Source organism: Streptomyces sp. NPDC052016, from assembly GCF_044548445.1.
In the GTDB taxonomy this organism is placed as follows: Bacteria; Actinomycetota; Actinomycetes; order Streptomycetales; family Streptomycetaceae; genus Streptomyces.
The window spans coordinates 203,851-228,652 of sequence record NZ_JBIUBX010000008.1; the positions used below are offsets into that span (position 1 = coordinate 203,851).

12 protein-coding genes and 4 pseudogenes are annotated in these 24,802 nt (G+C 69.8%); 7 read left to right on the forward strand and 9 right to left on the reverse strand.

Going from position 1 to position 24,802, the window contains the following annotated elements; genetic code table 11:
- The first annotated feature begins 187 nt into the window (after positions 1–187).
- The gene (locus ACIHAR_RS12825; protein ID WP_400019095.1) at positions 188–1,141 is read left to right on the forward strand and encodes an expansin EXLX1 family cellulose-binding protein; all 954 of its coding nucleotides are present in this window, start codon (positions 188–190) and stop codon (positions 1,139–1,141) included.
- A gap of 90 nt (positions 1,142–1,231) precedes the next feature.
- Here the strand turns inward: ACIHAR_RS12825 and ACIHAR_RS12830 are convergent, their stop codons facing one another.
- A complete protein-coding gene (locus ACIHAR_RS12830) occupies positions 1,232–4,111 on the reverse strand; it encodes a glycoside hydrolase family 3 C-terminal domain-containing protein (RefSeq protein ID WP_400019097.1) in 2,880 nt (959 codons plus the stop codon).
- Between the two features lie 405 nt (positions 4,112–4,516).
- Here ACIHAR_RS12830 and ACIHAR_RS12835 point away from each other — a divergent pair, with 405 nt between their 5' ends.
- The 4 genes from ACIHAR_RS12835 (at position 4,517) to ACIHAR_RS12850 (ending at position 12,085) form a co-directional block, all read left to right on the forward strand.
- Positions 4,517–6,502, forward strand: coding sequence for a beta-galactosidase (locus tag ACIHAR_RS12835; protein ID WP_400019099.1), 1,986 nt, complete (start codon positions 4,517–4,519; stop codon positions 6,500–6,502).
- 16 nt (positions 6,503–6,518) lie between these two features.
- Entirely contained in the window at positions 6,519–8,651 is a 2,133-nt protein-coding gene (locus tag ACIHAR_RS12840) for an alpha-galactosidase (RefSeq protein WP_400019101.1), read from the forward strand.
- 41 nt (positions 8,652–8,692) lie between these two features.
- Positions 8,693–10,204, forward strand: coding sequence for a glycoside hydrolase family 43 protein (locus tag ACIHAR_RS12845; protein ID WP_400019103.1), 1,512 nt, complete (start codon positions 8,693–8,695; stop codon positions 10,202–10,204).
- 105 nt (positions 10,205–10,309) lie between these two features.
- Entirely contained in the window at positions 10,310–12,085 is a 1,776-nt protein-coding gene (locus tag ACIHAR_RS12850; RefSeq protein WP_400019105.1) for a cellulase family glycosylhydrolase, read from the forward strand.
- Positions 12,086–12,465: 380 nt separating this feature from the next.
- On the opposite strand, the gene ACIHAR_RS12855 is transcribed toward ACIHAR_RS12850, so the two are convergent.
- The 3 genes from ACIHAR_RS12855 to ACIHAR_RS12865 all read right to left on the reverse strand — a co-directional run bounded on the left by ACIHAR_RS12855 (position 12,466) and on the right by ACIHAR_RS12865 (position 15,437).
- Positions 12,466–13,950, reverse strand: a complete 1,485-nt coding sequence (locus tag ACIHAR_RS12855; protein ID WP_400019160.1) for an RICIN domain-containing protein — start codon at positions 13,948–13,950, stop codon at positions 12,466–12,468.
- A 396-nt stretch (positions 13,951–14,346) separates the two neighbouring features.
- Positions 14,347–14,622, reverse strand: coding sequence for a hypothetical protein (locus ACIHAR_RS12860; RefSeq protein ID WP_365466870.1), 276 nt, complete (start codon positions 14,620–14,622; stop codon positions 14,347–14,349).
- Positions 14,619–15,437 (reverse strand): phytanoyl-CoA dioxygenase family protein, encoded by an 819-nt coding sequence (locus ACIHAR_RS12865; protein ID WP_365466868.1) that lies wholly within the window; start codon positions 15,435–15,437, stop codon positions 14,619–14,621. The genes ACIHAR_RS12860 and ACIHAR_RS12865 overlap by 4 nt, the downstream gene beginning before the upstream one ends.
- Positions 15,438–15,510: 73 nt before the next feature.
- On the opposite strand from ACIHAR_RS12865, the gene ACIHAR_RS12870 reads away from it, so the two are divergent.
- Positions 15,511–16,305: a helix-turn-helix transcriptional regulator gene (locus ACIHAR_RS12870; protein WP_365466866.1), complete on the forward strand. Its 795-nt coding sequence runs from the start codon at positions 15,511–15,513 to the stop codon at positions 16,303–16,305.
- A gap of 155 nt (positions 16,306–16,460) precedes the next feature.
- On the opposite strand, the pseudogene ACIHAR_RS12875 reads toward ACIHAR_RS12870, so the two are convergent.
- From ACIHAR_RS12875 to ACIHAR_RS12885, 3 genes and pseudogenes are all read right to left on the reverse strand, one after another.
- Positions 16,461–17,497 (reverse strand): annotated as a pseudogene (locus tag ACIHAR_RS12875) (cellulose binding domain-containing protein).
- Positions 17,498–17,539: 42 nt separating this feature from the next.
- On the reverse strand, positions 17,540–18,925 hold the full coding sequence (locus ACIHAR_RS12880) for a glycoside hydrolase family 43 protein (protein ID WP_400019108.1): 1,386 nt from the start codon (positions 18,923–18,925) through the stop codon (positions 17,540–17,542).
- Positions 18,926–19,031: 106 nt separating this feature from the next.
- A complete protein-coding gene (locus ACIHAR_RS12885; RefSeq protein ID WP_400019110.1) occupies positions 19,032–20,678 on the reverse strand; it encodes a glycoside hydrolase family 27 protein in 1,647 nt (548 codons plus the stop codon).
- A 511-nt stretch (positions 20,679–21,189) separates the two neighbouring features.
- On the opposite strand from ACIHAR_RS12885, the pseudogene ACIHAR_RS12890 reads away from it, so the two are divergent.
- A pseudogene (locus ACIHAR_RS12890) lies at positions 21,190–21,879 on the forward strand (glycoside hydrolase family 6 protein); the annotation flags it as partial.
- 49 nt (positions 21,880–21,928) lie between these two features.
- Here ACIHAR_RS12890 and ACIHAR_RS12895 read toward each other — a convergent pair.
- Positions 21,929–22,409, reverse strand: a pseudogene (locus tag ACIHAR_RS12895) (hypothetical protein).
- Positions 22,410–22,539: 130 nt separating this feature from the next.
- Positions 22,540–24,753: pseudogene (locus ACIHAR_RS12900) on the reverse strand (1,4-beta-glucanase).
- Between the last annotated feature and the right edge of the window lie 49 nt (positions 24,754–24,802).

Below are 24,802 nucleotides of genomic sequence, written 5' to 3' on the forward strand. Positions count from 1 at the left end.
CAACAACTACGGGCGGGTCGCCGACTTCCGTACCGGCGAGACGAGAAGGTGGTACCTGCGCCACAGGTCGGATCCGCCTTCCCGCCGAACGCGACCTCGCCCCAGTGAGAAATCGCCGGCAACCTTTTCGCCTCGTGCGGTCACTGAACAGTGCACCATCGGCTCGATCTCTCCGAACGGACGGGTAATGAAGACAGCGAGGCAGGCCGCGCGGCAGCGCAGGCGCAGAAACAGGCTCATGCTGGGCGCCACGGTGGCGGTGACGGCCGCGGGCGTTCTCGCCTACCTGGTCATGGGGTTGCTCCCCGACCGGAAGGAAGAGGCAGGGCCTGCCGCCGCAACGCCCGTCGCCACCACGCAGGCGAAGGCCACCACCTCGCCCGAGACGAGCACCCCGACCCCGTCGGGGACGCCGACCGCGACCGGCAGCCCGAGTCCGACGGCCACTGCGACCACCGCGCCGGCACGACCGTCGGCCACAGGCACCCCACGGTCCCCGCGAACGGCGTCGACCACGGCAGCGTCGGCAGGGCGGATTCGACCCGGCACCACCTACACCGGAGTCGCCACCGCCTACGAGGCCGAGGACGGAGACGGCGCCTGCCTGTTCGGCCCGAGTCCCGACCTCATGATCGCGGCCATGAACACCACGGACTACGAGACGTCCAGGGCATGCGGCGCGTACGTGCTCGTCCGCGCGGCCAACGGCAAGTCGATCACGGTACGGATCACCAACGAGTGCCCCCTGCCCTGCGCACCCGGGCAACTCGACCTCAGCCAAGAGGCCTTCGCCAAGCTCGCCGACCTCAAGGTCGGCCGGATCCCGATCACCTGGCAGCTGTTGAGCCCCAGCACGTCCGACACGATCTCCGTCAGGTACAAAACCGGGTCCAGCCCCTATTGGTGCGGCATCCAGGCGATCAGCCACCGGAACCCGGTCGCGCGCCTGGAGGTCAGGACAGGCGACGGCTGGCGGCAGTTGCCCCGCACCGAATACAACTACTTCCTTTCCGCCGACGGCAGCGGTTGCGGTAACTCGATCAAAATCACGGACATCTACGGAGAACGACTGACCATCACCGGGATCGCATTGCGGCCGAACGTCGTGCAACCGACCGAGGTCCAGTTCGCCCGGCACTGACCACGCCCTCCGCCCGTGTCACCGGTGGCACCCGCGTGCGGGCCGCGCCCAAACGGAATCCGTCGGGCAGTGCCGGGAAGGGCGGGGTGCTCACTCGGCAGCCTCCTTGCTCCGCGGGGCGTGCGCGGTGAAACGGAAGGAGGCCAGCCGGAAGTCGCCGTGCAGGGTGAGCCACAGGTCGTGGTGGCCGTCGCCCGATGCCGCCGTCGCGGCGGTCACGGTCGTCCAGGTGTGGCGGTCACCGGTGACCGGTACGGCGAGCTCCGTGAGGAGGTGATCTCCAGCCCGTATCTCCAGTCGTGCCTCGCCCTGGCCGGGCACCGCGCGCGCGACATCGGCCTCGAAGTGGGACGCACCGGACAGGTCAACGGAGCGGAAGAGCATGGTAGCGGGGTGAGCGGGATCCGCAGGGGCGACGGCATCACCCCTGGCGCGGGTGGCGTCGACCAGGGTGATGTCGGTGTAGTCGTCGAAGTCGACGGCGAGGGTGTGCCGGCCCACCAGTGCGCGCGGTGTGGGTGAGACACCGGTCACGGTGAGCTGTGCGCTGAGGACGATGTCCTCGGCCGAGCGGGCGACGAGCACCTCATAGCGGCCGGGGTCGACGGTGAAGTTGCCTGTGGTGACGTCCCAGTGCGCCAGTCGTTCGGCGGGCAGACGGAAGGTCACCTCCTGGCTCTCCCCCGGGTCGAGCCGCACTTTGCGGAAGTCCGCGAGCCGGAGCCGGGGTGCCTCGTAGCGGGCGTCGACCGCTCGGACGTAGAGCTGGACCACCTCGCTGCCGGGCCGCGCGCCCGTGTCGGCCAAGGTCACCGAGACGTCCACCGCCCCGTCCTGAGCCATGTCCGCCGCGGACAGCCGCAGGTCACGGTAGGCGAAGCCGGTGTACGACAGGCCGTGTCCGAAGGGGTAGAGGGGCGCGGCCCGGTGGTACTGGTAGGTCCAGCCCGCCTTGATGATGTCGTAGTCGAGCGGGTGCGGCAGTGCGTCGTCACCCCGGTACCAGGTTTGTGGCAGCCGGCCGGCGGGGTCGGCCGTGCCGAGCAGGACGGCTGCCAGGGCTCGGCCCGTCTCCTGTCCTGCGTGGGAGGTCCACACCACGGCCGGCAGATGGGCGTCGGCCCAGTCGACGGCGTAGGGGTAACTGCTCATGACGACGAGTGCGGTCTCCGGGCGGACCGCGGCGACCGTGCGCAGCAGCGCTTCCTGGGTCTCGGGCAGGGCGATTCCGGTGCGGTCCTCGGTCTCGCGGCCGTTGATCATGGGGTGGTTGCCGAGGACGACGATCGCGACGTCGGCTTCCTCGGCGGCTGCCCGTGCCTCGGCCGCGCCGTCGTGTAGCAGTTCGCGATACCAGCGCTCGGCCGTCTCGGGGGTCTCGGCGGTGACGCGCACCCGGCCGTCGGCGGGATCGAGGGCGGCGTAGCGGCTGGTGCGCACATTGCGGAGCAGGAAGGTGTCGCCCTCGTCGTCCGGGGCGGGCTCCAGACGGAAAGTCTCGTTGACGAACCAGGTCTTGATCAGCGTACGGTCCGCGGCGAGCGAGGCGTCGTCCTCGACGAGGCCGAGGTAGCGGCCCGTACCGGCGTCGCGCAGGGTGAGGACGCCGTCGCACCATTCCTGTACGTCGAACGAGGTCCCGACCAACGGCTCCCCCGTGGTGCGGGAGAGCAGCCTGATGCGGTCGGCGCCCGACACGCGGGAGACTTCGCCGTTCCCTCCGAGCGCGTCCTCCAGGCCGGACGCGATGCCGACCTGGTACGGCAGGGTGCCGCTGTACCAGTCCTCGTGCAGGGTGTCGGCGTGCGGACCGATGACGGCGATCCGGGGCGCGCGCTGCGGGTCGAGGGGCAGCAGGGCGTCGTTCTTGAGCAGTACGACCGACTCGGTCGCGGCGCGCAGGGCGAGGGCGCGGTGCTCGGGGCTGTCGATCACCTCGGGGCCGATGCCGGCGTACGGGTCGAGGTCGGGGTCGAACTCACCGAGGCGGAAGCGCAGTTGCAGCTGGCGGCGCACCGCCCGGTTCACGTCGTCCTCCTCGATCAGCCCGCGCTCCAACGCCTCGCGCAGCCGGCCGATCACGGTCGCGCTGTCCTGGCGGTGGTCGGTGAAGCTGTCGATGCCGGCTTTCAACGCGGCGGCGTGGGAGGTGGGGTGGTCCTCGAAGTAGTGCTCCAGTTCCACCAGGTTGCAGGGTGCTTCCTCGTCGCTGACCACGAACAGTTCGTGGCCGGCCTGCCGCGCCCAACGCCGCAGCTCATCCTCGATGAGGGGACTGACATGACAGGGGCGGCCGTTGACCAGGTTGTAGGCGGCCATCGCACCGGTGGCCGCGCCGGAGGCGACGATGGGCCGGAAGGCGGCCAGGTCGTACTCCTGCAGCACGCGCGGGCGCAGTCCGGACGAGGTGACGCAGCGATCGGTCTCGTTGTTGTAGGCGAGGAAGTGCTTGAGCACCGGCGCGGCGCGCAGGTATTCCGGATGGTCGCCGGCCAGGCCCCGGCAGTAGGCGGTTCCGAGGCGCGCGGTGTGCAGCGGGTCCTCGGAATAACCCTCCTCGTTGCGCCCCCACCTCGGATCGCGCAGCAGATTCACCACGGGCGCCCAGGTCTGCAGGCTGTTGGTGCCGGACCCGGTCGAGGTCGGCCGGTGCCGGTGGAAGGCGCGCACCTCGGCCGAGACCGCCTCGGCGACGACGCGTACCAGTTCCTCGTCCCATGACGCCCCGAGCCCCACGGCCTGGGGAAAGACGGTCGCCACCCCCAGCCAGGCAACTCCGTGCAACGCCTCTGTTCCGGTGCGGAACGAGGCGACGCCCAGGCGTGGGACGGCCGGGACGTACTGGTGGAGCATGGCGAGCCGCTCGTCCAGGGTGAGCCGGTCCAGCAGGTCGTCGATGCGCTCGCTCACCGGAAGTGCGGGGTCGCGGAAGGGCAGCCGGACGGCAGAGGAAGGAGACGGAGAAGCCACGAAACGGATCCCTCGGCAAGCGGTGCGGATGTCGGGTTGAGAGTGTTTGTCGAAGCGCATCGACGCTGCCACTACCGCTAACAGGCTGTCAATGGACCAGGGAGGAGAAACTTTCCTCGTACCCTGCCCCTTGTTTCGCACGAAAGATGTTCGTTAACTTCACCATGGAGGTGAAGCGCTTCGACAGCTGCGGGAGGGGCCGCCACCATGACGCGCGGGATACGTCGAGCGCACCCTCACCGGCTTCCGCGAGCGCGCCACATCTCGCGCAGCGGTCGACCACGTGATCGGCCGACTGACCGCCGCCCGTCGCGGTGAGCGGCCGACGGACGAACAGGACCTGCTCACAGGCTTACTGACGCCCCGACAGAGCACGGAACGACTCTCCATACCCGAGGAACCGTCATGACGGCACGCAGGATCACCGACCGCCTGGGCGGCCTCGCCTTCGGCGGGGACTACAACCCCGAGCAGTGGGACGAGCGGGTCTGGAAGGAGGACGACGAACTCATGCGCCGGGCCGGGGTCAACCTGGCCACCCTTGGAGTCTTCTCCTGGGCCCTGCTCGAACCCGAGCAGGGCCGCTACGACTTCTCCTGGCTCGACGCCCACATCGAACGCCTGCACGCCAACGGCGTGGCCGTCGACCTCGCCACCCCGACCGCCTCCCCGCCGCCCTGGTTCACCCTCGCCCACCCCGAGGCGCTGGCGGTCCGGGCCGACGGCACCCGGCTCGTCCACGGCAGCCGCGACACCTACTGCCTCGCCTCGCCCGCCTACCGCAGCGCCGCCCGCCGGATCGCCTCCGCGCTCGCCGAACGGTACGGCGACCACCCTGCCCTCGCGCTGTGGCACGTGCACAACGAGTACGGCACGCTCTGCTGGTGTGACCACGCGGCCGCCGCGTTCCGGGTGTGGCTGCGCGCCCGGCACGGCTCGCTGGACGCCCTCAACGAGGCCTGGGGAACAGCCTTCTGGAGCCAGCGCTACAGCTCCTGGGAGCAGGTCCTGCCGCCGCGCGCGACGCAGTACCACAAGAACCCCGGCCAGACAGTGGACTTCCACCGCTTCTGGGGCGACGAGATCATCGCCGCCTACCGCGAGCAGCGCGACGCGATCCGCGAACACAGCGACCGGCCGGTCACGACCAACCTGATGCTGCCCTACGACCTGCGGCCGAACCTGTGGGCGTTCGCCCGCGAACTCGATGTCGTCACCTCCGACCAGTACCCGTCCGCGAACGGCCTCGACGGCGCCGCACATGTGGCCTTCTACGCCGACCGCTCCCGCTCCCTGGCCGGCGGCCGCCCGTGGCTGCTGATGGAGCAGGGCACCAGCACGGTCCACGACGGCGCGCAGGTGATCGGCAAGGAGCCGGGTGACGTACTGCGCCACAGCCTCGGCCACGTCGCGCGCGGTTCGGAGGGCGCCCTGTTCTTCCAGTGGCGGCAGTCCCGGGCGGGCGCCGAGACCTGGCACTCGGCGATGCTCCCGCACGCGGGTCCCGACAGCCGTATTTTCCGCGAGGTCATACAGACCGGTGAGGCGGTCGCCGCGCTCGGGGAGCTGGCGGGATCGACGGTCACCGCGTCCGTGGCCGTGCTCGACGACCCGGACGCCATGTGGGCGCTGGAGGTGGACGGGCTGCCCTCCTCCCGCCTCGACTACCACGCGACGCTCGCCGGGGCGCACCGCGCGCTGTGGGACGCGGGCGTCACCGTTGACTTCGCCCACCCCGAGCACGAGTTGAGCCGCTACCGGCTCGTCATCGCCCCGTCCCTGTTCCTGTTGTCCTACAAAGGCGCGCAGAACCTTCGCCGTTACGTCGCCGACGGCGGGACGCTCCTCGTCCAGCACGCCACCGGATACGTCGACGACCGCATGCACGCCCGCCTCGGCGGCTACCCGGCCGCACCCCTGCGCGAGGCGCTGGGCATCCGCGTCGAGGAGCACCGGCCGCTGCGGACGGACGAGCGGATCACCCTCTCGGACGGATCGCAGGGCACGGTCTGGAGCGAGTCCCTGCGCACCGAAGGCGCGGAAACCGTCGCCGCCTACACCCACGGCATGCTCACGGACAGCCCCGCGCTCACCCGGCACCGCTTCGCCGCCGGGCAGGGCTGGTATCTCTCCACCCGCCTGGACGACGCCGACTACGGCGCCCTCGTCGGACGGCTCCTGAAGGAAGCCGGTGCCGAACCGGACGTACCCGGCCTGCCCGCCGGTGTCGAAGCCGTCACCCGGCGCGCCGCCGACGGCCGCCGCTGGGACGTCCTCATCAACCACACCACGGACACCGTGCCCCTGCCGGACCCCGCCCACGACCTGCTTACCGGCACCACAGCCCACGAACTGCCGCCCGGCGGCTGCGCGGTCCTGCGCGGCCACTGACCTGGAAAAGGACACCATGGACAACGAACAGCGGAACTTCCGCTGGGGTCACGACGCCCTGCAACTCGACTTCCTCCTCGGCGACGACGGCAGCGCCCGCCTGACGCATCTCGGACTGCCCGGCGAAGCGGACAGCGACCCCGGCGCGTCCCTGCCACTGGTGGAGGTGACGGCCGCCGGGCACGGCCGCGGCTGGTCGGGCAGCCGCCTGATCGGGACCGCGCTCGGCGAGCGGCTGCGCCACCGGGCCCACCACGCGGCCCACGACGGCGACTGGCACACCCTGACCGTCCAACTCCACGACCCGGACACCGGACTGGTCGCGGAAGTGACCTACCGGTCGCCGGACGGCATCCCCGTGCTCCGCAGCGAAGTGACCCTGCGCAACGAAGGGCAGACCACGCTGCACCTGGAGTCGGTCAGCTCGCTCGCGGTGGGCTGCCTCACCCCGCAGGGCCCGGCGGCCCTCGACGCCGCCGACCTGCTGTGGGCGGACAACGACTGGCTCTCCGAATGCCGCTGGCAGCGACAGCCGATGCGCCGGACCACACCCGACCCCAGCGGACGCGTGAAGTACGGGCACGGCAAGGCCGGCTTCGAACTGACCGGACAGGGCACCTGGTCCAGCAACGGGCACCTGCCCATGGGCGGCCTGACGGACCGGCGCACCGGCCGCACCTGGATGTGGCAGATCGAGCACAACGGCGGGGGCTGGCGCTGGGAGTGCCAAGAGCACGACAACTCTGCCTACGCGGCACTGTTCGGCCCCACCGACACCCACCACGGCTGGCGCCACCCCCTGGAGCCCGGCGCCGCCTTCCGCACCGTACCCGTGGCCCTGTCCTTCAGCGCCCACGGCGGCCCCGACGCCGCGTTCGCCTCGCTGACCCGCTACCGCCGCGCCCACCGCCGCCCGCATCCCGACCACCGGGGCCTGCCCGTCATCTTCAACGACTACATGAACTGCCTGATGGGAGACCCCACCACCGACAAGCTGCTGCCGCTGATCGACGCGGCGGCCGAGGCCGGCGCCGAGTACTTCGTCATCGACGCGGGCTGGTACGACGACAGTGACGGCTGGTGGACCAGCGTCGGCGCCTGGGAACCATCCGCCTCACGTTTCCCCGGCGAGAAGGGGATCCACGAGGTGCTGGACCGCATCCGCGAACGCGGCATGGTGCCCGGCCTGTGGCTGGAGCCGGAAGTCATCGGCGTCCACAGCCCCATGGCCGCGTCCCTGCCCGACGAGGCGTTCTTCCGCCGCGACGGCGTCCGCGTCACGGAGGCCGGCCGGCACCACCTGGACCTGCGCCACCCTGCCGCCCGCGCCCACCTGGACCAGGTTGTGGACCGCCTGGTCGGCGAGTGGGGCGTCGGCTACCTCAAGCTCGACCACAACATCGACCCCGGCTCCGGCACCAGCGCCCACCTTGGCGAGACCCCGGGCGCCGGCCTTCTCGGCCACAACCGGGCGCAGCTGGACTGGCTCGACGGCGTCCTCGACCGGTACCCGCACCTGGTGGTGGAGAACTGCGCCTCCGGCGGCATGCGCTGGGACCACGCCCTGCTGTCGCGGCTGCAGTTGCAGTCCACCAGCGACCAGCAGAACCTCCACCTCTACGCGCCCATGGCGGCCTCCGCGCCCACCGCCGTCACCCCCGAGCAGGGCGCCGTCTGGGCCTACCCACAGCCGGAGGACTCCCTCGACGAGGTCGCCTTCACCATGGCGAACGCCCTCCTCGGCCGCATCCACCTCTCCGGCCGCCTGCCGGAACTGGGGCCCGAGGCCCGCGCCCTGGTCCACGAGGCGGTCGCCGTGTACAAGGCCATCCGCGCGGACCTGCCCCGGGCCGTGCCTTCCTGGCCACTTGGCCTTCCCGCCTGGGACGACCCCTGGATCGCCCTGGCCCTGCACACCCCCGCCACCACGTACCTCACCGTCTGGCGCCGCCCGGGCGCCGAGGCCACCACCACCCTCCGGCTGCCTGAAGGGGCGGGCGGCGCAACCCGCGTCGAGGTGCTGTACCCGGCCGCACGTCAGGCCGATGCCGTCTGGAACCGGGACACCACCGACCTCACCGTGACCCTGCCCACCGCGCCCTCCGCGGCGCTACTCCGCATCACCCGCACGGAGCCGGACGCTCCCTGAGCGCCGTCCCTGCTGCCCACCCGACGAAAGGACGACCAAGGGTGCCCGCTCAGAACCAGACCGCCCGCGCCACCAGCCCCGTGCTCCCCGGCTTCCATCCCGACCCGAGCATCTGCCGGGTCGGCGACGACTACTACCTCGCCTGCTCCAGCTTCGAGTACTTCCCCGGCGTACCCCTCTTCCACAGCCGTGACCTGGTGCACTGGCGGCAGATCGGCAACGTGCTGGACCGGCCGGAGCAGTTGCGTCTGCCGGCCTCCATGCCGTCCTCGGGCGGCATCTACGCCCCCACCCTGCGCCATCAGGACGGCCGTTTCTGGCTGATCGTCACCAACTGCAGCGAGGGCGGCGGCAACCTGATCGTCACGGCGACCGACCCCGCCGGACCGTGGTCGGATCCGATCCCCGCACCGGGCGTGCCCGGTATCGATCCCGACCTGGCCTGGGACGAGGACGGCACCTGCTGGTGCACCGTCGCCGGGGTCGCGCAGGTCCGTATCGACCCGTCCACCGGACAGACGTACGGGACACCGCACAGGCTCTGGTCCGGCGGGCCCGGCGCCAAGGCCCCGGAGGCGCCGCACCTGTACCGGATCGGCGACTACTGGTACCTGCTCATCGCCGAGGGCGGCACCGAACGCGGCCACGGCGTGTCGATCGCCCGCGGCCGTACGCCGACCGGCCCGTTCGAGCCGTGCCCGGCCAACCCGATCCTCACCCATCGCGGCACCGACCACCCCGTGCAGAACACCGGCCACGCGGACCTGGTCCAGGGCCCCGACGGCTCGTGGTGGATGGTCTTCCTCGGCGTACGACCGCGCGGCGGCACGCCCGGGTGGCATGTGCTCGGCCGGGAGACCTTCCTGGCTCCCGTGACCTGGGAGGACGGCTGGCCGGTCGTCGGCGAGGTGGCCCCGGACCCGTCCGCGCTCCCCTGGCCCCTCTTCCCCGTACCCGTCCAGGAGCAGCGGGACGACTTCGAGCTCACCGAACTGCAACCGTCCTGGATCTCCGTGCGGGACCGCCCCGCCGAGATCTGCACCACCAAGGAGCGCCCCGGGTGGCTGACGCTCCGAGCGCGGGGCGGCTCCCTGGACGAACCCGACGTGGTGTTCACCGGCCGCCGCCAGCAGCACCTCACCTGCCGGGCACGCACCCTGGTCGACCCGGAGCGGGGGCGCGGCGGCCTCGCCGTCCGGCTGGACGAACGGCACCACTACGCGATCGAGGCGTCCGGGACGGACGTACGGGTTATCGCGCGCGTCGGCTCCTTGCGCACGGTCGTGGCCGAACACTCCGTACCCGCCGGGCCACTGGTCCTCGCCGTCACCATCACGGACCCACCGCCTCCGCACGGACCGTGCACCGGACCCGACACCGTCCTCCTCGGCATCGAACAACCCGACGGCACGTTCACCGAACTCGCGGCCCTCGACGGCCGCTACCTGTCGACCGAGGTCGCCGGCGGCTTCACCGGCCGCGTCATCGGCGTGTACGCCGCCGAAGGCACCGTCCACTTCGACTGGTTCGACTACGAGCCCCTCGGGGGCTGAACCGACCGAACGGCACGACCGACCGAAGGGCACGACCAACGGAACAGCACGACCGACCGAACTGCATGACCAACGGAACGGCACGACCGACCGAAGGGACAACACATGCACGACATACGGCAACCCGCGCACCACCGCAGCCGCGGCCCCGGCCGCCTAACCTGCCTGCTCCTGGTGCTCGCCGTCATGCTGGGACTGGCCGGCGGCACCTCGACCGCCGCGGCCGACGATGAGGTGGAGCAGGCACGGTCCGCCATCAGAGTTCCGACCCGCGCTATGGACGCCGTCGCCGCGATGCAGCCCAGCTGGAACCTGGGCAACACCCTGGACGCCATTCCGGACGAGACGAACTGGGGCAACCCGAAGGTCACCCGGGACCTGTTCACCACCATCCGCCGGGAAGGTTTCCGCAGCGTCCGCATCCCGGTGACCTGGACCGACCACCAGTCCGCCACTGCCCCCTACACGGTCGACGCCGCGTTCATGAGCCGCGTCGAGGAGGTCGTCGACTGGGCGCTCGACGAGGGCCTGTACGTCGTGCTCAACGTGCATCACGACTCGTGGCAGTGGATCAAGAAGATGCCCGCCGACCACGACGGAGTGCTGGCCCGCTTCAACTCGACCTGGACCCAGATCTCCCAGACGTTCCGCGACGAGCCGCGCACCCTGATCTTCGAGAGCGTCAACGAGCCGCAGTTCGAGAACGCCACGGCCGAGCAGAAGGCCAAGCTCCTGCACGAGCTGAACACGTCCTTCCACAAGATCGTCCGCTCCTCGGGCGGCGGAAACACCGACCGCCTGCTCATGCTGCCCACGGACGGGTGCACGCCCTCCCAGACCTTCATGGACGACCTGTACGCCACGATCAAGTCGCTGAACGACCGGCATCTGATCGCCACCGTGCACTACTACAGCTGGTACCCGTTCAGCATCAACATCGCGGGCGGTACCCACTACGACGAGGTCGCCCAGAACGACCTCAACGACGCCTTCGCCCGCATGCGCGACACCTTCGTCGCCAGGAACATTCCCGTCTACCTCGGTGAGTACGGCCTGCTCGGCTGGCCCGACCACAACCATCCCTCGCGTGTCGAGCGGGGCGAGGCACTGAAGTACTACGAGCAATTCGGACACGCGGCACGCCTCGCCGGAGTCACCACCGCGCTGTGGGACCCGGGCACTTGGGCCTACCTGAACCGCGAGACCTTGAAGTGGACGGACCCGGCCCTGATCGCCTGGATCAAGTCCAGCTGGACCGCCCGTTCCGGAACGGCCTCCTTCGACAAGGTCTTCGTGCCGAAGTCGGAGCCGATCACGGCCAAGGGGCTCACCCTGCATCTGAACGGGACCAAGTTCCGGGGCCTGTGGCACGGCAGGACCAAGCTCGTCGAGGGACGCGACTACACCCTCTGGGACAAGACGCGGCTCGTCCTCACGGCCGACGCGCTGACCCGGCTGACGGGCGACCGCGAGTACGGGGTGAACGCCACGCTCCAGGCCCGGTTCTCCCGCGGACTGTCCTGGCAGATCGAGGTGGTCACCTACGACGAGCCGGTGCTGTCCGACGCCACGGGCAAGACCGACGCGTTCACCCTCCCCACCCGGTACCAGGGTGACGTGCTGGCCACCATGGAGGCCAGATACGGCGACGGCAGCAACGCAGGTCAGACCGAGTGGACTCCGTACCAGGAGTTCAACAAGGCCTTCAAGCCGGACTACCCGAACGACACGATCATCCTGACCCCCGAGTTCCTGGACGCGCTGCGCGACGGCGAACTGGTGACACTGACCTTCCACTTCTACAGCGGCGAAAAGATCATGTACCACGTCAAGAAGTCCGGAGACGCGGTCACCGGCACTCGCGTGACACCCGCCTCCTGACCGACCGGCCCCTCGCCCTGGTTGCCACCTCCCCGGCGACCAGGGCACACGTGTTCACAGACTCCCTCACTCCTCTTCGGCGGAGCCGTGCTCTCCCGGACGGTGAGGCTGGTCGCGATCTCCAGTCCCACCTGCGGCACTTCCTCGCCGCGGCTGAGCGCCGGAGCCAGTTCGGTGGCGGCCGCGCGATCCGAGCTCGCGCGGGGGCCTGGGAGACACCGAGCGCCTGCATGTCGTTGGCGGCGAACACGGCGCTCTTCGCCGCCACGCCCCCGGCCCAGGCGGACACCACAGTCTGCGAACAGTTCGGCCGACTGTCGTCCAGGGCCGATACGTCGTCCCCTGGTCGGATCAGTGATGCTCGGGGTCGGTCGGTGCCGTCACCAGCCGGTCGGCAGGCCGGCGAGGAACGAGGTGAGCCGGTCGGCGATGAGTCGGTCGTCGCGGGCCGAGTAGTGCCAGTCACAGCCGAGGAAGTCCAGGCCCGAGTCGTCGAGGAACCAGTAGCGGACGCGGCTGTCGCCGGCGTCGTTGCGCGCCTTGACCACCTGCTGGACATGGCCGGCGTACTGGCCGGCGCCGACAGCCACGATGGTCGTGCCGGACCCGTAGCGCGTACGCAGCTTCTGGATGAAGTCGCCGTAGGCGGTGCGGTAGCCGGCCGCGAGGCTGTCGGACGTCCACGGTTCACCGGGGTTGATGGCGGTCGAGAAGTCGTTGGTGCCGAGGTTGACCACCACGACCTGGGGGCGCCAGGTGCCCGGGTTCTGCCAGACGTCGCCGGACACGTTCAGCAGGGCACGGTCGTAGAAGGTCCGGTAGGTGACGTCCGGCGAGCCTCCGTTGTAGTTGCGCACCATGCCGAGGCCCGAGTAGCCGTTGATCTGGTAGTCGGCATTCAGTCGTCGGGCGGTGAGGGCGCCGTAGCTCACGTCGGCGTTGGTGGTCCGCTTGACCTGGTCCCAGGTGCAGGTGCGAGAGGTCGACAGGTTGCCGTAGCCCACCGTGAGGGAGTCGCCTATGAACTCGATCTGGCGGTTGCGGGCCGCCGGTTTGCTCAGTACGGCACCGCCGGGCGCGGCGACGAAGCCTCCGACGGTGCTGGTGTCCCCTGGGGTGTCGTTGCGCTTGACGAGCCGGACGGTGTGCGTGCTGTTGGACAGGCCGTTGCTCCAGTGCGTGGTGTTGCCGGGCGTGACGAGCGTGGCAACGGTGGATCCGTCGATCTGGACGTCGTAGTCGGCGGCCGAGTCGTTGAGCACGATGCCCACCCCGGTGCCGCTGACGCGGCCCTCGAAGTACACGCCGGGCCAGCTGTACTGCACCGTGTTCCCGGCGTCCTTGACCCGCCCCGCGGTGTGCGCCTGTGCCAGTACTCCCCTCGCGCGGACCAGTTGCCACTGCTGGTTGGCCCCGCCCCAGTCGGTGAACTGCACGACCTTGGCGCCGTCCGCGGTGGATGCGTTCTCCACCTCGACGGCCTTGCCACTGTTGTGGTTGATCAGCCGGACGTAACCGTCCGACGAATCGGCCAGCTTGAACTGCTGGTTGACGCTGTTGGCGTCGCTCCACTGCACGATGTCGGCGCGGTCGGCGGTGGAGTAGCCGGAGACGTCCAGCACCTTGCCGGAGTGCTGCGCCTTCAGCCGGTAGTAGCCCCCGCCCGAATCCACGAACTGAAAGCGCTGGTTGGCCCCGTCGTGACGGGTCCGCTGCGACATGCTCGCCCCGTCAGCGGTGCTCGCGCCGGACACATCCAGCACCTTGCCGCTGCCACGGTTGACCAGCACGTACCACGCGCTCGTGTCCACGGTGGCCGCGTGTGCCGTCCCAGCGGCGCCCACCCCGGTCAGCAGCGCCACCATCAGGGCGGTCACCACGGTGAGCACCCCCGTACGCCTCCCGCATCTCCGCCACGGAACCCTGGATGTCGTATACATGCCCTTCATCGGTGCCTCCTTCACTGAGTGCGTCGGCTCGCTCCCCCTGGGGCGCCCCCGAGGCAGGGCCCGGCCGCGTCGAGATCCGATCCGTCGACCGGCACGGCTCCGCCGCCGCACCCGGGAAGAGCGACCACTCTGGGCGCTCCGGACGCGATGCTCCCGGCGCACACCATATTGTCGAAGCGCTTCGAACGTAACGCTGCTGCGCTACTTCGCTCCTCGGGCCGCCCAGCATGAAGGTCGGCGGGTGATCGGCGGAGGTGCACTTTCGAAGCGCTTGACAGGGTGTCTGCGCAGCCGGGCATGAGTTCCGCCGGGTCAAGGACGAGAGCCGTCCTCCACCTTCTCGAAGAAGAATTCGTGTTTGAGGAAGGAGACGTCGTACTCGTGACCGGACTGTGACGGCAGCAGTTGGGAGGCTTGGAACAGGCGCCACCCGTCGTGCAGCGCGGCAAGCCCGGTGGGATAGGGCGGTTCGTCGCTGTCACCGGTCGTCGGACGGGTCCGGCCGGTCCCGTCGTACCGGGACCAGCCGACGACGTCCGAGTCCAGCGCCGATGTCGCGAGATAGAGGACGAGAACCTGCTGCCTCATGCGTGACTCCTCAAGGCCGGCCGGTTGCTGACGCGCGTAACCCAGTAGTCGACATCGAACGAGTCGTCACCGGTCAGGGCCCGCCACAGCAGGACCCGGTTGTAGATCTCCAGTCGGCCCGTAGCCCACTCGTACCAGGGGAAGTACGTGTTGAGTTCCGCGGTCACCGCAGGGTCGTGCAGGTCGGAGACGTCCCACAGACGCACCTGCGGCACGGTCGGGTTGAGGCGGAGTTTGTACATGTAGCGGCGGCTCGCGGTGTCGTTGCGGCGTCCGCTGTGCCAGATCCCGTGGTGCACGATGACGATCGTGCCCGCCGGGCAGGTCAGACGGGTCTGTCCTCTGAGGTTCTGGACGCGGCCGACGTCCGTCTCGTTGATCCTGCGCAGATGGCTGCCGGGCACACTGAGGGTGCCGCCCATCTCGGCGGTCACCTCGTGCGGGTAGTACATGAGCTGGATGTCGAACGCGTCCGGCCGCACGTCGATGATCGCGTCTCCGTGGAGCGGCTGCGCCTGTCCCTCGTGCGGCTCGCGCACATGAACCGCGTGGTGGTCGACGGTCGGCTCGGGGCCGACCAGGCTCTCGACAGCGCCTGCGACGACCGGCAGGGCGAGCAGTTCGTGGACGAAGGTGTCCTGCGCGAACGCCCCGCCCAGCGGAGTGCCGTAGGGCACTTCCGGCAGGCCCTCGGTCAAGGCCACGATGGCCCGTTCGTTGATCTCCTGCGGCACCACCCCGTCCAGGCGCAGGAATCCCTGTGCGACGAAGCGCGCCACCTGAACCGATGCCAGGAGTTGCTTGCTGGTTGACATGCGACGAACGTACGTGCCCTGTCCGGATCGGTCGTGGGCTGAAATCGTCCAGTGCTGGTAATTTTCCGTCCTCGTGAAAGACGCAACACTGCGGCTCGACGAGGCGCCCACCGTGGTCGCTGCCGGCATAGGGCTCCACGGTGTCTCCACCGCCCACGACGTCTTCCGGCTGCCCGACCTGTGGCAGCTGCACCTCTACAACTACGAGGGCGCTCTGTCCCTCGGGCAGTCGGTCCACCCCATACGCCCCGGCCACGTCAGCCTGGTGCCGCCGAACACGGAGGTGCACTTTCACTACCGGGGCAGGTCGGAGCATTTCTACGTCCATCTGCGGCTGCACGACAGCGGAACCGCGCGGGTGGTGCCGGTGATGCAGGACGCCGCGGCCGAGAGCACACGTCTGGCCGATTTGCTCCGACGCGCTGTGGCGGCCATGCCGACTTCTCCCCCGCGAGCCACGGCCGAGGTCTGGACCGCTCTGTGGCGCATCGCCGAGTTGCCGAGGGGCGAGGGAGCCGGGCGCCGCCACCCCTTCGTGGCAGTCGCCCAGGCCTACGTCGAGGAACACCTGGCCGGCCCGTTGTCCGTACCGGACGTCGCTCGCGCCGTCGGCATCTCCCACACACACCTGACGCGCGTGTTCCGTGCCGAAACCGGCCTCACGGTGGTGTCGTACATCCGGCACCGACGCCTGCAACGCGCCCGCCATCTCCTGTTGTCCTCCACCCTGTCCATCACCGCCATCGCCGCGGCCGTGGGGATCGCCGACCTCCAGGCCTTCAACAAGGCCTGCCGCCGTGAACTGGGCGCGAGCCCGAGTGACGTACGTGCGGCTGCCCTTTCGGGGCTGGACGGCCGAGGACCGTAAGCAGTGCCGACCTCTCCTCGTCCTCCGGACCCGTCACGGCGAGCGGCCTGACGCACAACGCGAGCATCGCCCCCGGCTGCAGCCGGACGCATGCGTGCCCCCCGGCGCCATGACAGCCGTCCCCCGCACCTTTGGCCTCCGCCTGCTCACTTCGGTCAAGTCCCCGTGACTGCGCAGGCGGTGCCGTTGAAGGTGAAGGAGTTGGGTGCGGTGGTGTTGCCGGTGCGGGCGGCCTGGAAGCCGATGCCCACGGAGGCTCCCGGTGCGATGGTCGCGTTGTGGGAGACGTTCCTGGCCGTCACCTGGCCGGAGGCGTGGAGTAGTCCGCATTCCAGCCGGAGGTGATGGTCTGGCCGACGGACAGGGTGAAGACCAGGGACCAGCCGTTGATCGCGGTGGTGCCGGTATTGGTGATGGTGAGGTGGAGGTCAGACCGTTGTTCCACGCGCTGACGGTGTCGGTGACCCGGCAGGTGGCCGGCCCCGGTGACGGGTCGGAGGTCTGGAACTCTGTGAAGAACTTCCACACCACTCCCGGCAGCCAGCTCCTGCCGCTGTCACCGCCCGGTGGTCAGGCTGCCCTGTGCGGGCTCGGGCGGGTTCTGGGGGGGTACAGCCGTTGTTCATTGACGAACCTGTCCCGCATCGCCCGTCCGCCGGAGATGCCGACGACGCTGTCCCTGAGTCCGTGCACTCCGAGGTAAGCGATGGGCTGGTTGCCGCCGCTGCATCCGCTGCGCTGGCCGCCGCTCTGCACCGCGACCGCGGGGAAGGTCGTCGCGCGGGCGCACGCGAGGGCGTACGACATGGCGGCGCCGTAGCTGAACCCCAGAGCGAAGCGCTGAGACGTGTCGACGCACAGGTCCGCCTCGATCCGCCGGATCATGTCGTCGACGAAGTGGCCCAGGTGCCCGTTCCCACCGTGCGGCCCGTGGCGACGTCGGTGGAGGTGCCGCCCCACCAGTGGAACCCGAAGATCAGCCGGTAGGGGCGGTTGCGGTCGTAGCCGTCCGGGATCTTCAGGATGAAGGTCCGGTTCTTTCCGCTGCTCTGGATGGTGCGGTACCGCTGGTCAGGGTGGGGGTCTTCCCGCATCCCGCGGTCGGGGCGGCCGTGCCGGAGGCGGTGAGCGGGGCCTTCTTGCCGTGGCCGGCGGCGAGTGCCGTGCCTCCCGTGGCCAGCACGAGCAGCACCGCGACCACGGCGTGCCACAAGTGGAACCTTGCCAGGAGCGGCTACGGGGTCCGGGCCGAGCTGGGCAGATGGGTGCTGGTGGCGCCTGCGGTGAACTGCCACCAGTTCATGTTGAGCAGATAGCCGCTGCCGCCGGTGAACCGCAGATAGAGGTCCTGGGTTCCTGCTGCGCCGCTGACCGGGCAGGACATGGTCCTCCAGGCCTGCCAGCCCCCGGTGTTCGGCACGCCGCACCGGCCCACGACCGTCCCGCTCGGCGAGCCCAGGCGCAGTTCGACGGTGCCGCCGCCGCTGCCCGAGGCGACGCGCGCGGTGAACGAGGACGCACCCGCCCCGAACGCCACGCCCTTGACCTTGATGTAGTCGCCGTTGTCGATCCAGCCGACGTTCATTCCGCCTTCGCCGGCCGATTCGGTCTCTATCCCGGAACCCCAGGCGATCGTCTCGGCCTCCTGGCGTACGTACGGATTGAGTGTGCCGACCTGGGGTGCGCCGGTGTTCGTCATGGTGATGGTCGGGATCGTGCCGTCGGCGTTGTAGGAGAACCTCTCCACCGCGACCGAACGGGTGAAGCCACCACCGCCCGGAAGCGCACCGTTGTGGTAGAAGAAGTATGAATTGCCCTTGAAATCCACGATCCCGGGGTGGTTGGTGAAGCTGCTGCCCTGGGTGGGCATGACCGTCCCGCGGTAGGTCCAGGGCCCCGTCGGGCCGGGCGCCGTGGAGTAGGCGATGAACTCCGAGCAGCACTTGGCCGCGAACACCATGTAGTACAGGCCGTTCCGTTTGTAAACCCAAGGTCCCTCCTCGTACAGGGTGGGACGGTTGGGGTCGCCGGTGCGGGTGCCGAACCCCGCGGTGGTGAGCGGGATCCTGGTGGGGCTGCCCGCGTAGGAGGTCATGTCGGCGTTCAGCCTGACGTACCACAGATTCGGGTTGCCCCAGTACAGGTAGGCCTGGCCGTCGTCGTCGATGAAGACGCTCGGGTCGATCTCGCCGTTCTCCACCAGCGGACGGCCGAGAGCGTCCTGGAACGGGCCGGTGGGACTGTCCGACACCGCCACGCCGATGGCCATCCGGCCGGTCGCCCGGTTCTTCACGGGTACGTACCAGTAGAACCGGCCGTTGCGCTGCACGGCCTGCCCCGCCCACGCGTCGGCGGACGCCCAACTGAAGGTGGCCAGGCTGAGCGATGAGCCGTGGTCGGTCCAGTTGACCATGTCGGCGGAGGACCACACCCTCCATTCCTTCATGGTGAAGTAGGTGGAACCGTCCTCGTCGTGCCCGGTGTAGAGGTAGACCCGTCCGTTGTGGACCAGCGGGGCCGGGTCGGCGGTGTAGACGTGCTGAACGATGGGGTTGTCCGCCCTGGCCGCCGTGGGCTGCACCACGGCGGGAACGATGGCGAACGCCAGCAGGAGGCCCATGGTCCAGGCGATTGCCCGAGTGAGTCCCGTCCTGGTGGCGGGTAACGGCCGAGCCGGGATCACCATGGTCTCCCGGGGACGTCGGTGGGCGGGTGGGCTGTTGGCGTCACGTGCGGCTCCACTTCTGGTTGTTCTGGCCGTTGCAGCTCCACAGGACCAGCGGGGTCCCGCCCGCGGTGCCGGCCCCGTTGACGTCGAGGCACAGCCCGGCGTGGACGTTGCGGATCGATCCGTCGGAGCCGACGGTCCACTTCTGGTTGTTCTGGCCGTTGCAGGGCCAGGTGATCACCCGGGTGCCGTTGGTGGTGCCCTGGTTGGAGGCGTCCAGGCACTTGTCGCCGTAGACGCGGATCTCACCGCCGGCCCACGTGGTCCACAGCTGGTTGGCGGCCGTGTGGCAGTCCCAGAGCAGCACCGTGGCGCCGACGGCGGTGGAGGCGTTGTCCACGTCCATGCAGCGGCCGGATCCGGTACCGCGCAGGCGTGCGGTGGTCGCGGCCAACGGGCTGCCCCCGCTCACCCGGAACACGGCCACACCGTGCGCGGGGACGCTCGCCGAGATCTGCCCCGAAGTACTGGACGTGCCGCCGGTCCACAGGTCGGTGAGGGTGAACGGCCCGCCGGACAGGCCGGCTTGCGCGGGTGTGGTGGTGACCGTTGCCGTGCTGTCTCCCCGGTTGAACAGGCCCACCGCGACCGAGCCGTCGGACAGGGGCTTGGCGAACACCTCGGTGCTGCCGTCGTCGCGCACCCTGCGTCCGCCCGCGCCCAGCGGATCCTGGTTCACCGCCAGCAGGCGCGGGTTGCGCAGAATGGCGCTCACGTCGGCGGACATGGTGCGGATGTCGTTGCCGGCCATGAGTGGAGCGCCCAGCAGCGCCCACAGGGCGAAGTGGGAACGGGATTCGGTCAATGACAGGCCGGGACGGCCGACGACCAGCATGTCCGGGTCGTTCCAGTGCCCCGGGCCCGACTGCGCCGCCAGCGGCGCGGTGACGTCCAGGACGTTGCCGACACCCATCGGGTAGCTGTTGGTGTTGCCGTTCTGCCAGATGTCGAGCAGGTCCTCGGTCGTCCGCCACAGGTCGGCGACCTCGCCCCAGTTGTATGTGGCGCCGGTGGGGGCGTGCAGGCTGTTGGGGTTGATGCTGTAGACGATCGGCCGCCCGGTGGCGCGCAGGGCGTCGCGCATGAGTGTGAACCGCGCGATCTGCTCGTCGCGGGTGCCACTGGGGGAACACCAGTCGTACTTGAGGTAGTCGACGCCCCACGAGGCGAACATGGCGGCGTCCTGGGCCTCGTGGCCCTTGCTGCCCGTGGCTCCCGGGTAGGTCCCCACGGCCTGCGCGCAGGTGCGTTCGCCCGGTGCCTGGTAGATGCCGAACTTCAGGCCCTTGCTGTGGATGTAGTCCCCGAGCGCCTTCATCCCGCTCGGGAACTTGGCCGGGTTGGCCCGCAGGTTGCCTGCCGCATCGCGCTGCGGGTCGAACCAGCAGTCGTCGACCACCACGTACTGGTAGCCGGCGTCACGCATGCCCGAGGACACCATGGCGTCGGCGGCCTGGCGCACCTGGGCCTCGGTGATCCCGCACCCGAAGCTGTTCCAGCTGTTCCAGCCGAGCGGCGGGGTGAGCGCCGGGCTGCCCGGCGCGGCCGAGGCGGTGGAGTGCGAGGAGGCCGTCACGGACGCGGTGACCGTCAGCACGGTGGCCGCGAGGATGCGGAGCAGTCGTCCGCCTGAGCGTCTGGGCACCAAGGGTCTCCTTTGACGGAAGGGCGCCATGGGCGGGCGACGAGAAGGATCAATGTCACGTCCATGACATACCTGAAGAAAGAAGAGCGGTTCGAAATTTCGTGATCCATTCGGAAACTAGAGGCTTCACGGATACTAGAGAGGCCCTCGGGCTTGTCAATACCTACTACCGACTCGCCCTCGCGATGCGGCTGCGAAGACCTGCGAAAGTCGGCATATCCATATCTTTCAGACAACTAACTGCTTCGAATGTTTCGAGACATCCAACGATTCATGCGAGGGGTATGGACACGGTTGGCCGGCCTCCTATCATCCAGGGTGCTCGACAGGCCGATCCATGCGCGACATCGCACATACCGAGCAGCCACTCCGCACGAACCGAGCAGGGCAGTTGATGTCATGGACACATCAATCGACCGATCGTGCCGTGGGCGCGCCTCCCGAGGGAGCGCTCCCCACGCTCACCGCCCACCTTCGCACGCATCCCTGCCAGAAAGCCGAGGTCAATGTCATGCGCCGCAGACTTCTCTCCCTTTTGGCAGCACTCTCCTCGCTGCCGCTGGCGCTCGCCGCCGCCCCGCCCGCCCACGCGGCCGACCCGACGACCATGACCAACGGGTTCTACGTGGACCCCGACTCCAGCGCGAAGCGATGGGTCGCCGCCAACCCCGGTGACGGCCGGACACCCGCGATCAACGCCTCCATCGCCAATACTCCGACGGCCCGCTGGTTCGGCTCCTGGAGCGGCACCATCGGCACCGCCACCGGCGCGTACGTGGGCGCCGCGGACGCCCGGGACAAGCTGCCCGTCCTGGTCGCCTACAACATCTACAACCGCGACTACTGCGGCGGGCACTCCGCGGGCGGAGCCTCCTCGCCGTCCGCCTACGCGAACTGGATCGCCCAGTTCGCGGGCGGGATCGCCGGCCGCCCGGCCGTCGTCGTCCTCGAACCGGACTCCCTCGGGGACTACGGCTGCATGACCCAGGCCCAGATCGACGAACGCAGGGGCATGCTCACCGGCGCGCTCGCCGAATTCAACCGTCAGGCCCCCAACACCTGGGTCTACCTCGACGCCGGCAACCCGGCCTGGGCGAGCGCGGCGACCATGGCCCGGCGCCTTCACGAAGCCGGCCTCCGGCAGGCCCACGGTTTCTCGCTCAACGTCTCCAACTACCTGACCACGGCCGAGAACACCGCGCCGACCGCGCCTGAGAAGGACGCGGACCGACCTCGGCCCTGTGGCCGGATCAACCTCGGTTGATGGTCAGGCTGTGGGTGTTGAAGTTGAGTCCGCCGGACGACGAGGTGATCTCATAGCCGAACTGGACGTCGCCGATGGTCTCGTTGCCGGGCATCCAGCCCTTGGTGTAGGCGATCCACTGGAGGGTCGTGGTCGGTGTCCCAGATGTCGTACGCCGTGTTGTACGCGCCGGACGACGGGACGCTGACGTTGTAGTTGCTGGTGAGCCGGCCGAGGGAGTCGATCGTCTTGTTGATCGTCTTCGTCGAGTCGGGGTAGGACTTGATGCCGCCGGTGTTGGGGTGGTCGGCCCACACACCCCAGTTGGTCCCGGAGTTGGCCCAGGTGCACTGGCCGCCCGCGCCGGAGCCCCAGATGTTGTTGTAGAGCTTGTAACCGTCGAGGCTGGTGCTGCCCCACCGGTCGCAGGAGTTCCAGACGGCGGCGAAGGCGGGGGCGGAGGCGAGGCCGACGGTGGCACCGAGCATTCGATTCGGACGGCGCGAGTCGGCCTCAGGACCGCCCTGCCTCCGCCGGGCGCCCAGGTCGGACCGCTGCTCGGGGTGGCAGTCGCCGCCCAAGAGGAGGCGGCACCCGTCGCATCACTCAGGTCGGGCATCAGGCGGGCTCCCCGTACTGCACGCCGCGTCCGTTGGTGGAGAGGTAGACCCGGCCGTACACACGCGGGTCGCCGGTGATGGCGGCTCCGGTCCAGCCCCACTGGTGCTGGTCGTCGTTGATCCGCACCCAGGTCTTCGCCTCGTCGTCGGAGCGGTAGACGGCGTTGAAGGTCTCGATGGCGCCGACCATGTAGATCGCCGGGTAGGAAGCGCCGCCGGCGGCCTTGCCGAAGCCCAGGGTGTGCGAGGCCTGGCAGTTGCTGACCTTGGTGAAGATCGCACCTGAGTCGGTGGAGCGGTACAGCCCGTTCCCCTTGAGGCTGAGTCACAGGTCGCCGGTGCGGCCCGGGGCGGCCTTCAACTGGAACTCGGCGTCGCCCGTGGCCAGGCCGGTGGCCCCCGCGGTGAAGGTCAGGCCGCCGTCGGTGCTGGCGAACACCGTGCCGGTCGTGGTGTCGAAGGCGTAGAAGCGGGTCGGGTCGACGGGGTCCGCGACCGGGGCGGCGCCCTTCGGGAAGGAGGTGACCTCGGACCAGGTGGCGCCGTTGTCGGCCGAGCGGTATCCGGGGTTCGCCGTGCCGAAGGACCACAGCAGCACGCTGCCGTCGACGCTGGTGGCGATCGGCCCGGGCGCGTCCTTGGCGACGGCGGGCTGTGTCTCGAAGGGTGCCCAGGTCTTGCCGCCGTCGTTCGAGTAGGCGCCGTTGCCGTCGTTGCCCCAGCCCGCCCGGACCACGTACGACGGCTTGGCCGCGGCCAGCGAGAGGCCGGTCGACGTGCCGAACACCGGGTTCGACGCCATGCCGCGCGACGGCGACGCCGTGAGCCGCTCGTGGTACATCACGCCGATGTCCCCCGACCCGCTGAGCAGGTGTGCCTCACCTGTCGGCGGCGAGACCAGCTGGCGGATGGACGCCTCCTCCAGGCCGCGGATCTGCGGGGCCCAGTTCTTCAGGTCCCGGGTGCCGTAGAGGGTCGCGCCGGTGCCGTAGACGACGTGCTGGGAGTCGTACGGGTCGAGGGCGAGGGCCTGGATCCACCAGCCGAACTTGGGCTTGTCCTGGCCCCACTTGAGGTAGGGGGTCTCGGAGACGTCGAGGACGGCCGTGTCCTTCAGGGACGTCCAGGTGCGGCCGCCGTTCGTGGAGCGGAAGACGGTGTCGATCTCGGCCCAGCGGTTGTTGGTGGAGACGACGAGCGTGCCGGGGCGGCGGGCGTCGACGGCGACACCGCCGTAGCCGAAGGAGTCGGTCGACCCGTCCGTCGCGGTTCCGCCCGGCTTCACGGGCGTGGCCTCGGTCCACTTCCCGTTGATGGTGCGCAGCTTGTGGACACTGCCGTCGGACTGGCCGTTGGGGCCGGGGGCGTTGGCATACGTCACATACAGCTCGCGCGTGTGGCGGTCGTACGCGGCGCGGATCGGCACCTTGGCGGCGGTGCCGGTGGGCTGCCCGGGGACGGGCTTCCAGGTCTTGCCGTCGGAGGTGCGGTACAGGTTCGGCTGGTCGGCGGTGCCGTCGGAGTCTCCCCAGCCGGCGTAGATCGTCCGGCCCGCGGCGACGAGGAGGGTGATGCCCTGGCCGGTGGCGCTCGGGGTGGCCGGGAAGTCCGCGGGCTGCCATGTGGCGCCGCGGTCGGTCGACTTGAGCAGCCCGTCGTGCCGGGTGCCCAGCCACAGGGTGTCGCTGTCGCGCGGGTCGACGAGCAGCCGCTCCCCCGTGCCTCGGCCGTCCTCGTTGGCGCCGAGCTTCACGGTGAGGTCGGTGCGCTTCCAGGTGGCCCCGCGGTTCTCGGAACGCAGTACGGCCCCGTTGCCGGCCCAGGACTGTGTGTACGCGCCGAGGGCCAGGTACACCCGGTTCGGGTGGGCCGGGTCGACGGCCATGGCCTCGACGCCCAGCAGGTTCCAGTCGTCCCAGCCGAGGTGATCGATCAGCGGGATCCAGCGGTCGGTCCGGTCGTCCCAGCGGTAGGCGCCGCCGATGTCGGTGCGGGCGTAGGCCAGGCCGCGGCAGGAAGGATGGAAGAGGACGCCGCTGATGAATCCCGTGCCGCCCTGGACGGCGTTGCGCCAGCGGTAGGCGGGGGCGGCGGTCTCGGTGCCGCTGTCGGCTGCCTGCGCCTGCCCCTGGAGGACAGGCAGGGTGGCGACCGCGGCGGTGGCGGCGGTCCCGGCGAGCACGGCTTTTCTGCTGAAATGGAACGTGTGCATGACATACCTCATCTTGTGCAAGGAAAAGGAGAAAGTGACGTCCTGGAGG

Coding starts and splice junctions, on each gene's coding strand:
- ACIHAR_RS12825 (WP_400019095.1), top strand. CDS start 188: ATGAAGACAGCGAGGCAGGCCGCGCGGCAGCGCAGGCGCAGAAACAGG.
- ACIHAR_RS12835 (WP_400019099.1), top strand. CDS start 4,517: ATGACGGCACGCAGGATCACCGACCGCCTGGGCGGCCTCGCCTTCGGC.
- ACIHAR_RS12840 (WP_400019101.1), top strand. CDS start 6,519: ATGGACAACGAACAGCGGAACTTCCGCTGGGGTCACGACGCCCTGCAA.
- ACIHAR_RS12850 (WP_400019105.1), top strand. CDS start 10,310: ATGCACGACATACGGCAACCCGCGCACCACCGCAGCCGCGGCCCCGGC.
- ACIHAR_RS12855 (WP_400019160.1), bottom strand. CDS start 13,950: ATGGTGGCGCTGCTGACCGGGGTGGGCGCCGCTGGGACGGCACACGCG.
- ACIHAR_RS12860 (WP_365466870.1), bottom strand. CDS start 14,622: ATGAGGCAGCAGGTTCTCGTCCTCTATCTCGCGACATCGGCGCTGGAC.
- ACIHAR_RS12865 (WP_365466868.1), bottom strand. CDS start 15,437: ATGTCAACCAGCAAGCAACTCCTGGCATCGGTTCAGGTGGCGCGCTTC.
- ACIHAR_RS12880 (WP_400019108.1), bottom strand. CDS start 18,925: ATGGGCCTCCTGCTGGCGTTCGCCATCGTTCCCGCCGTGGTGCAGCCC.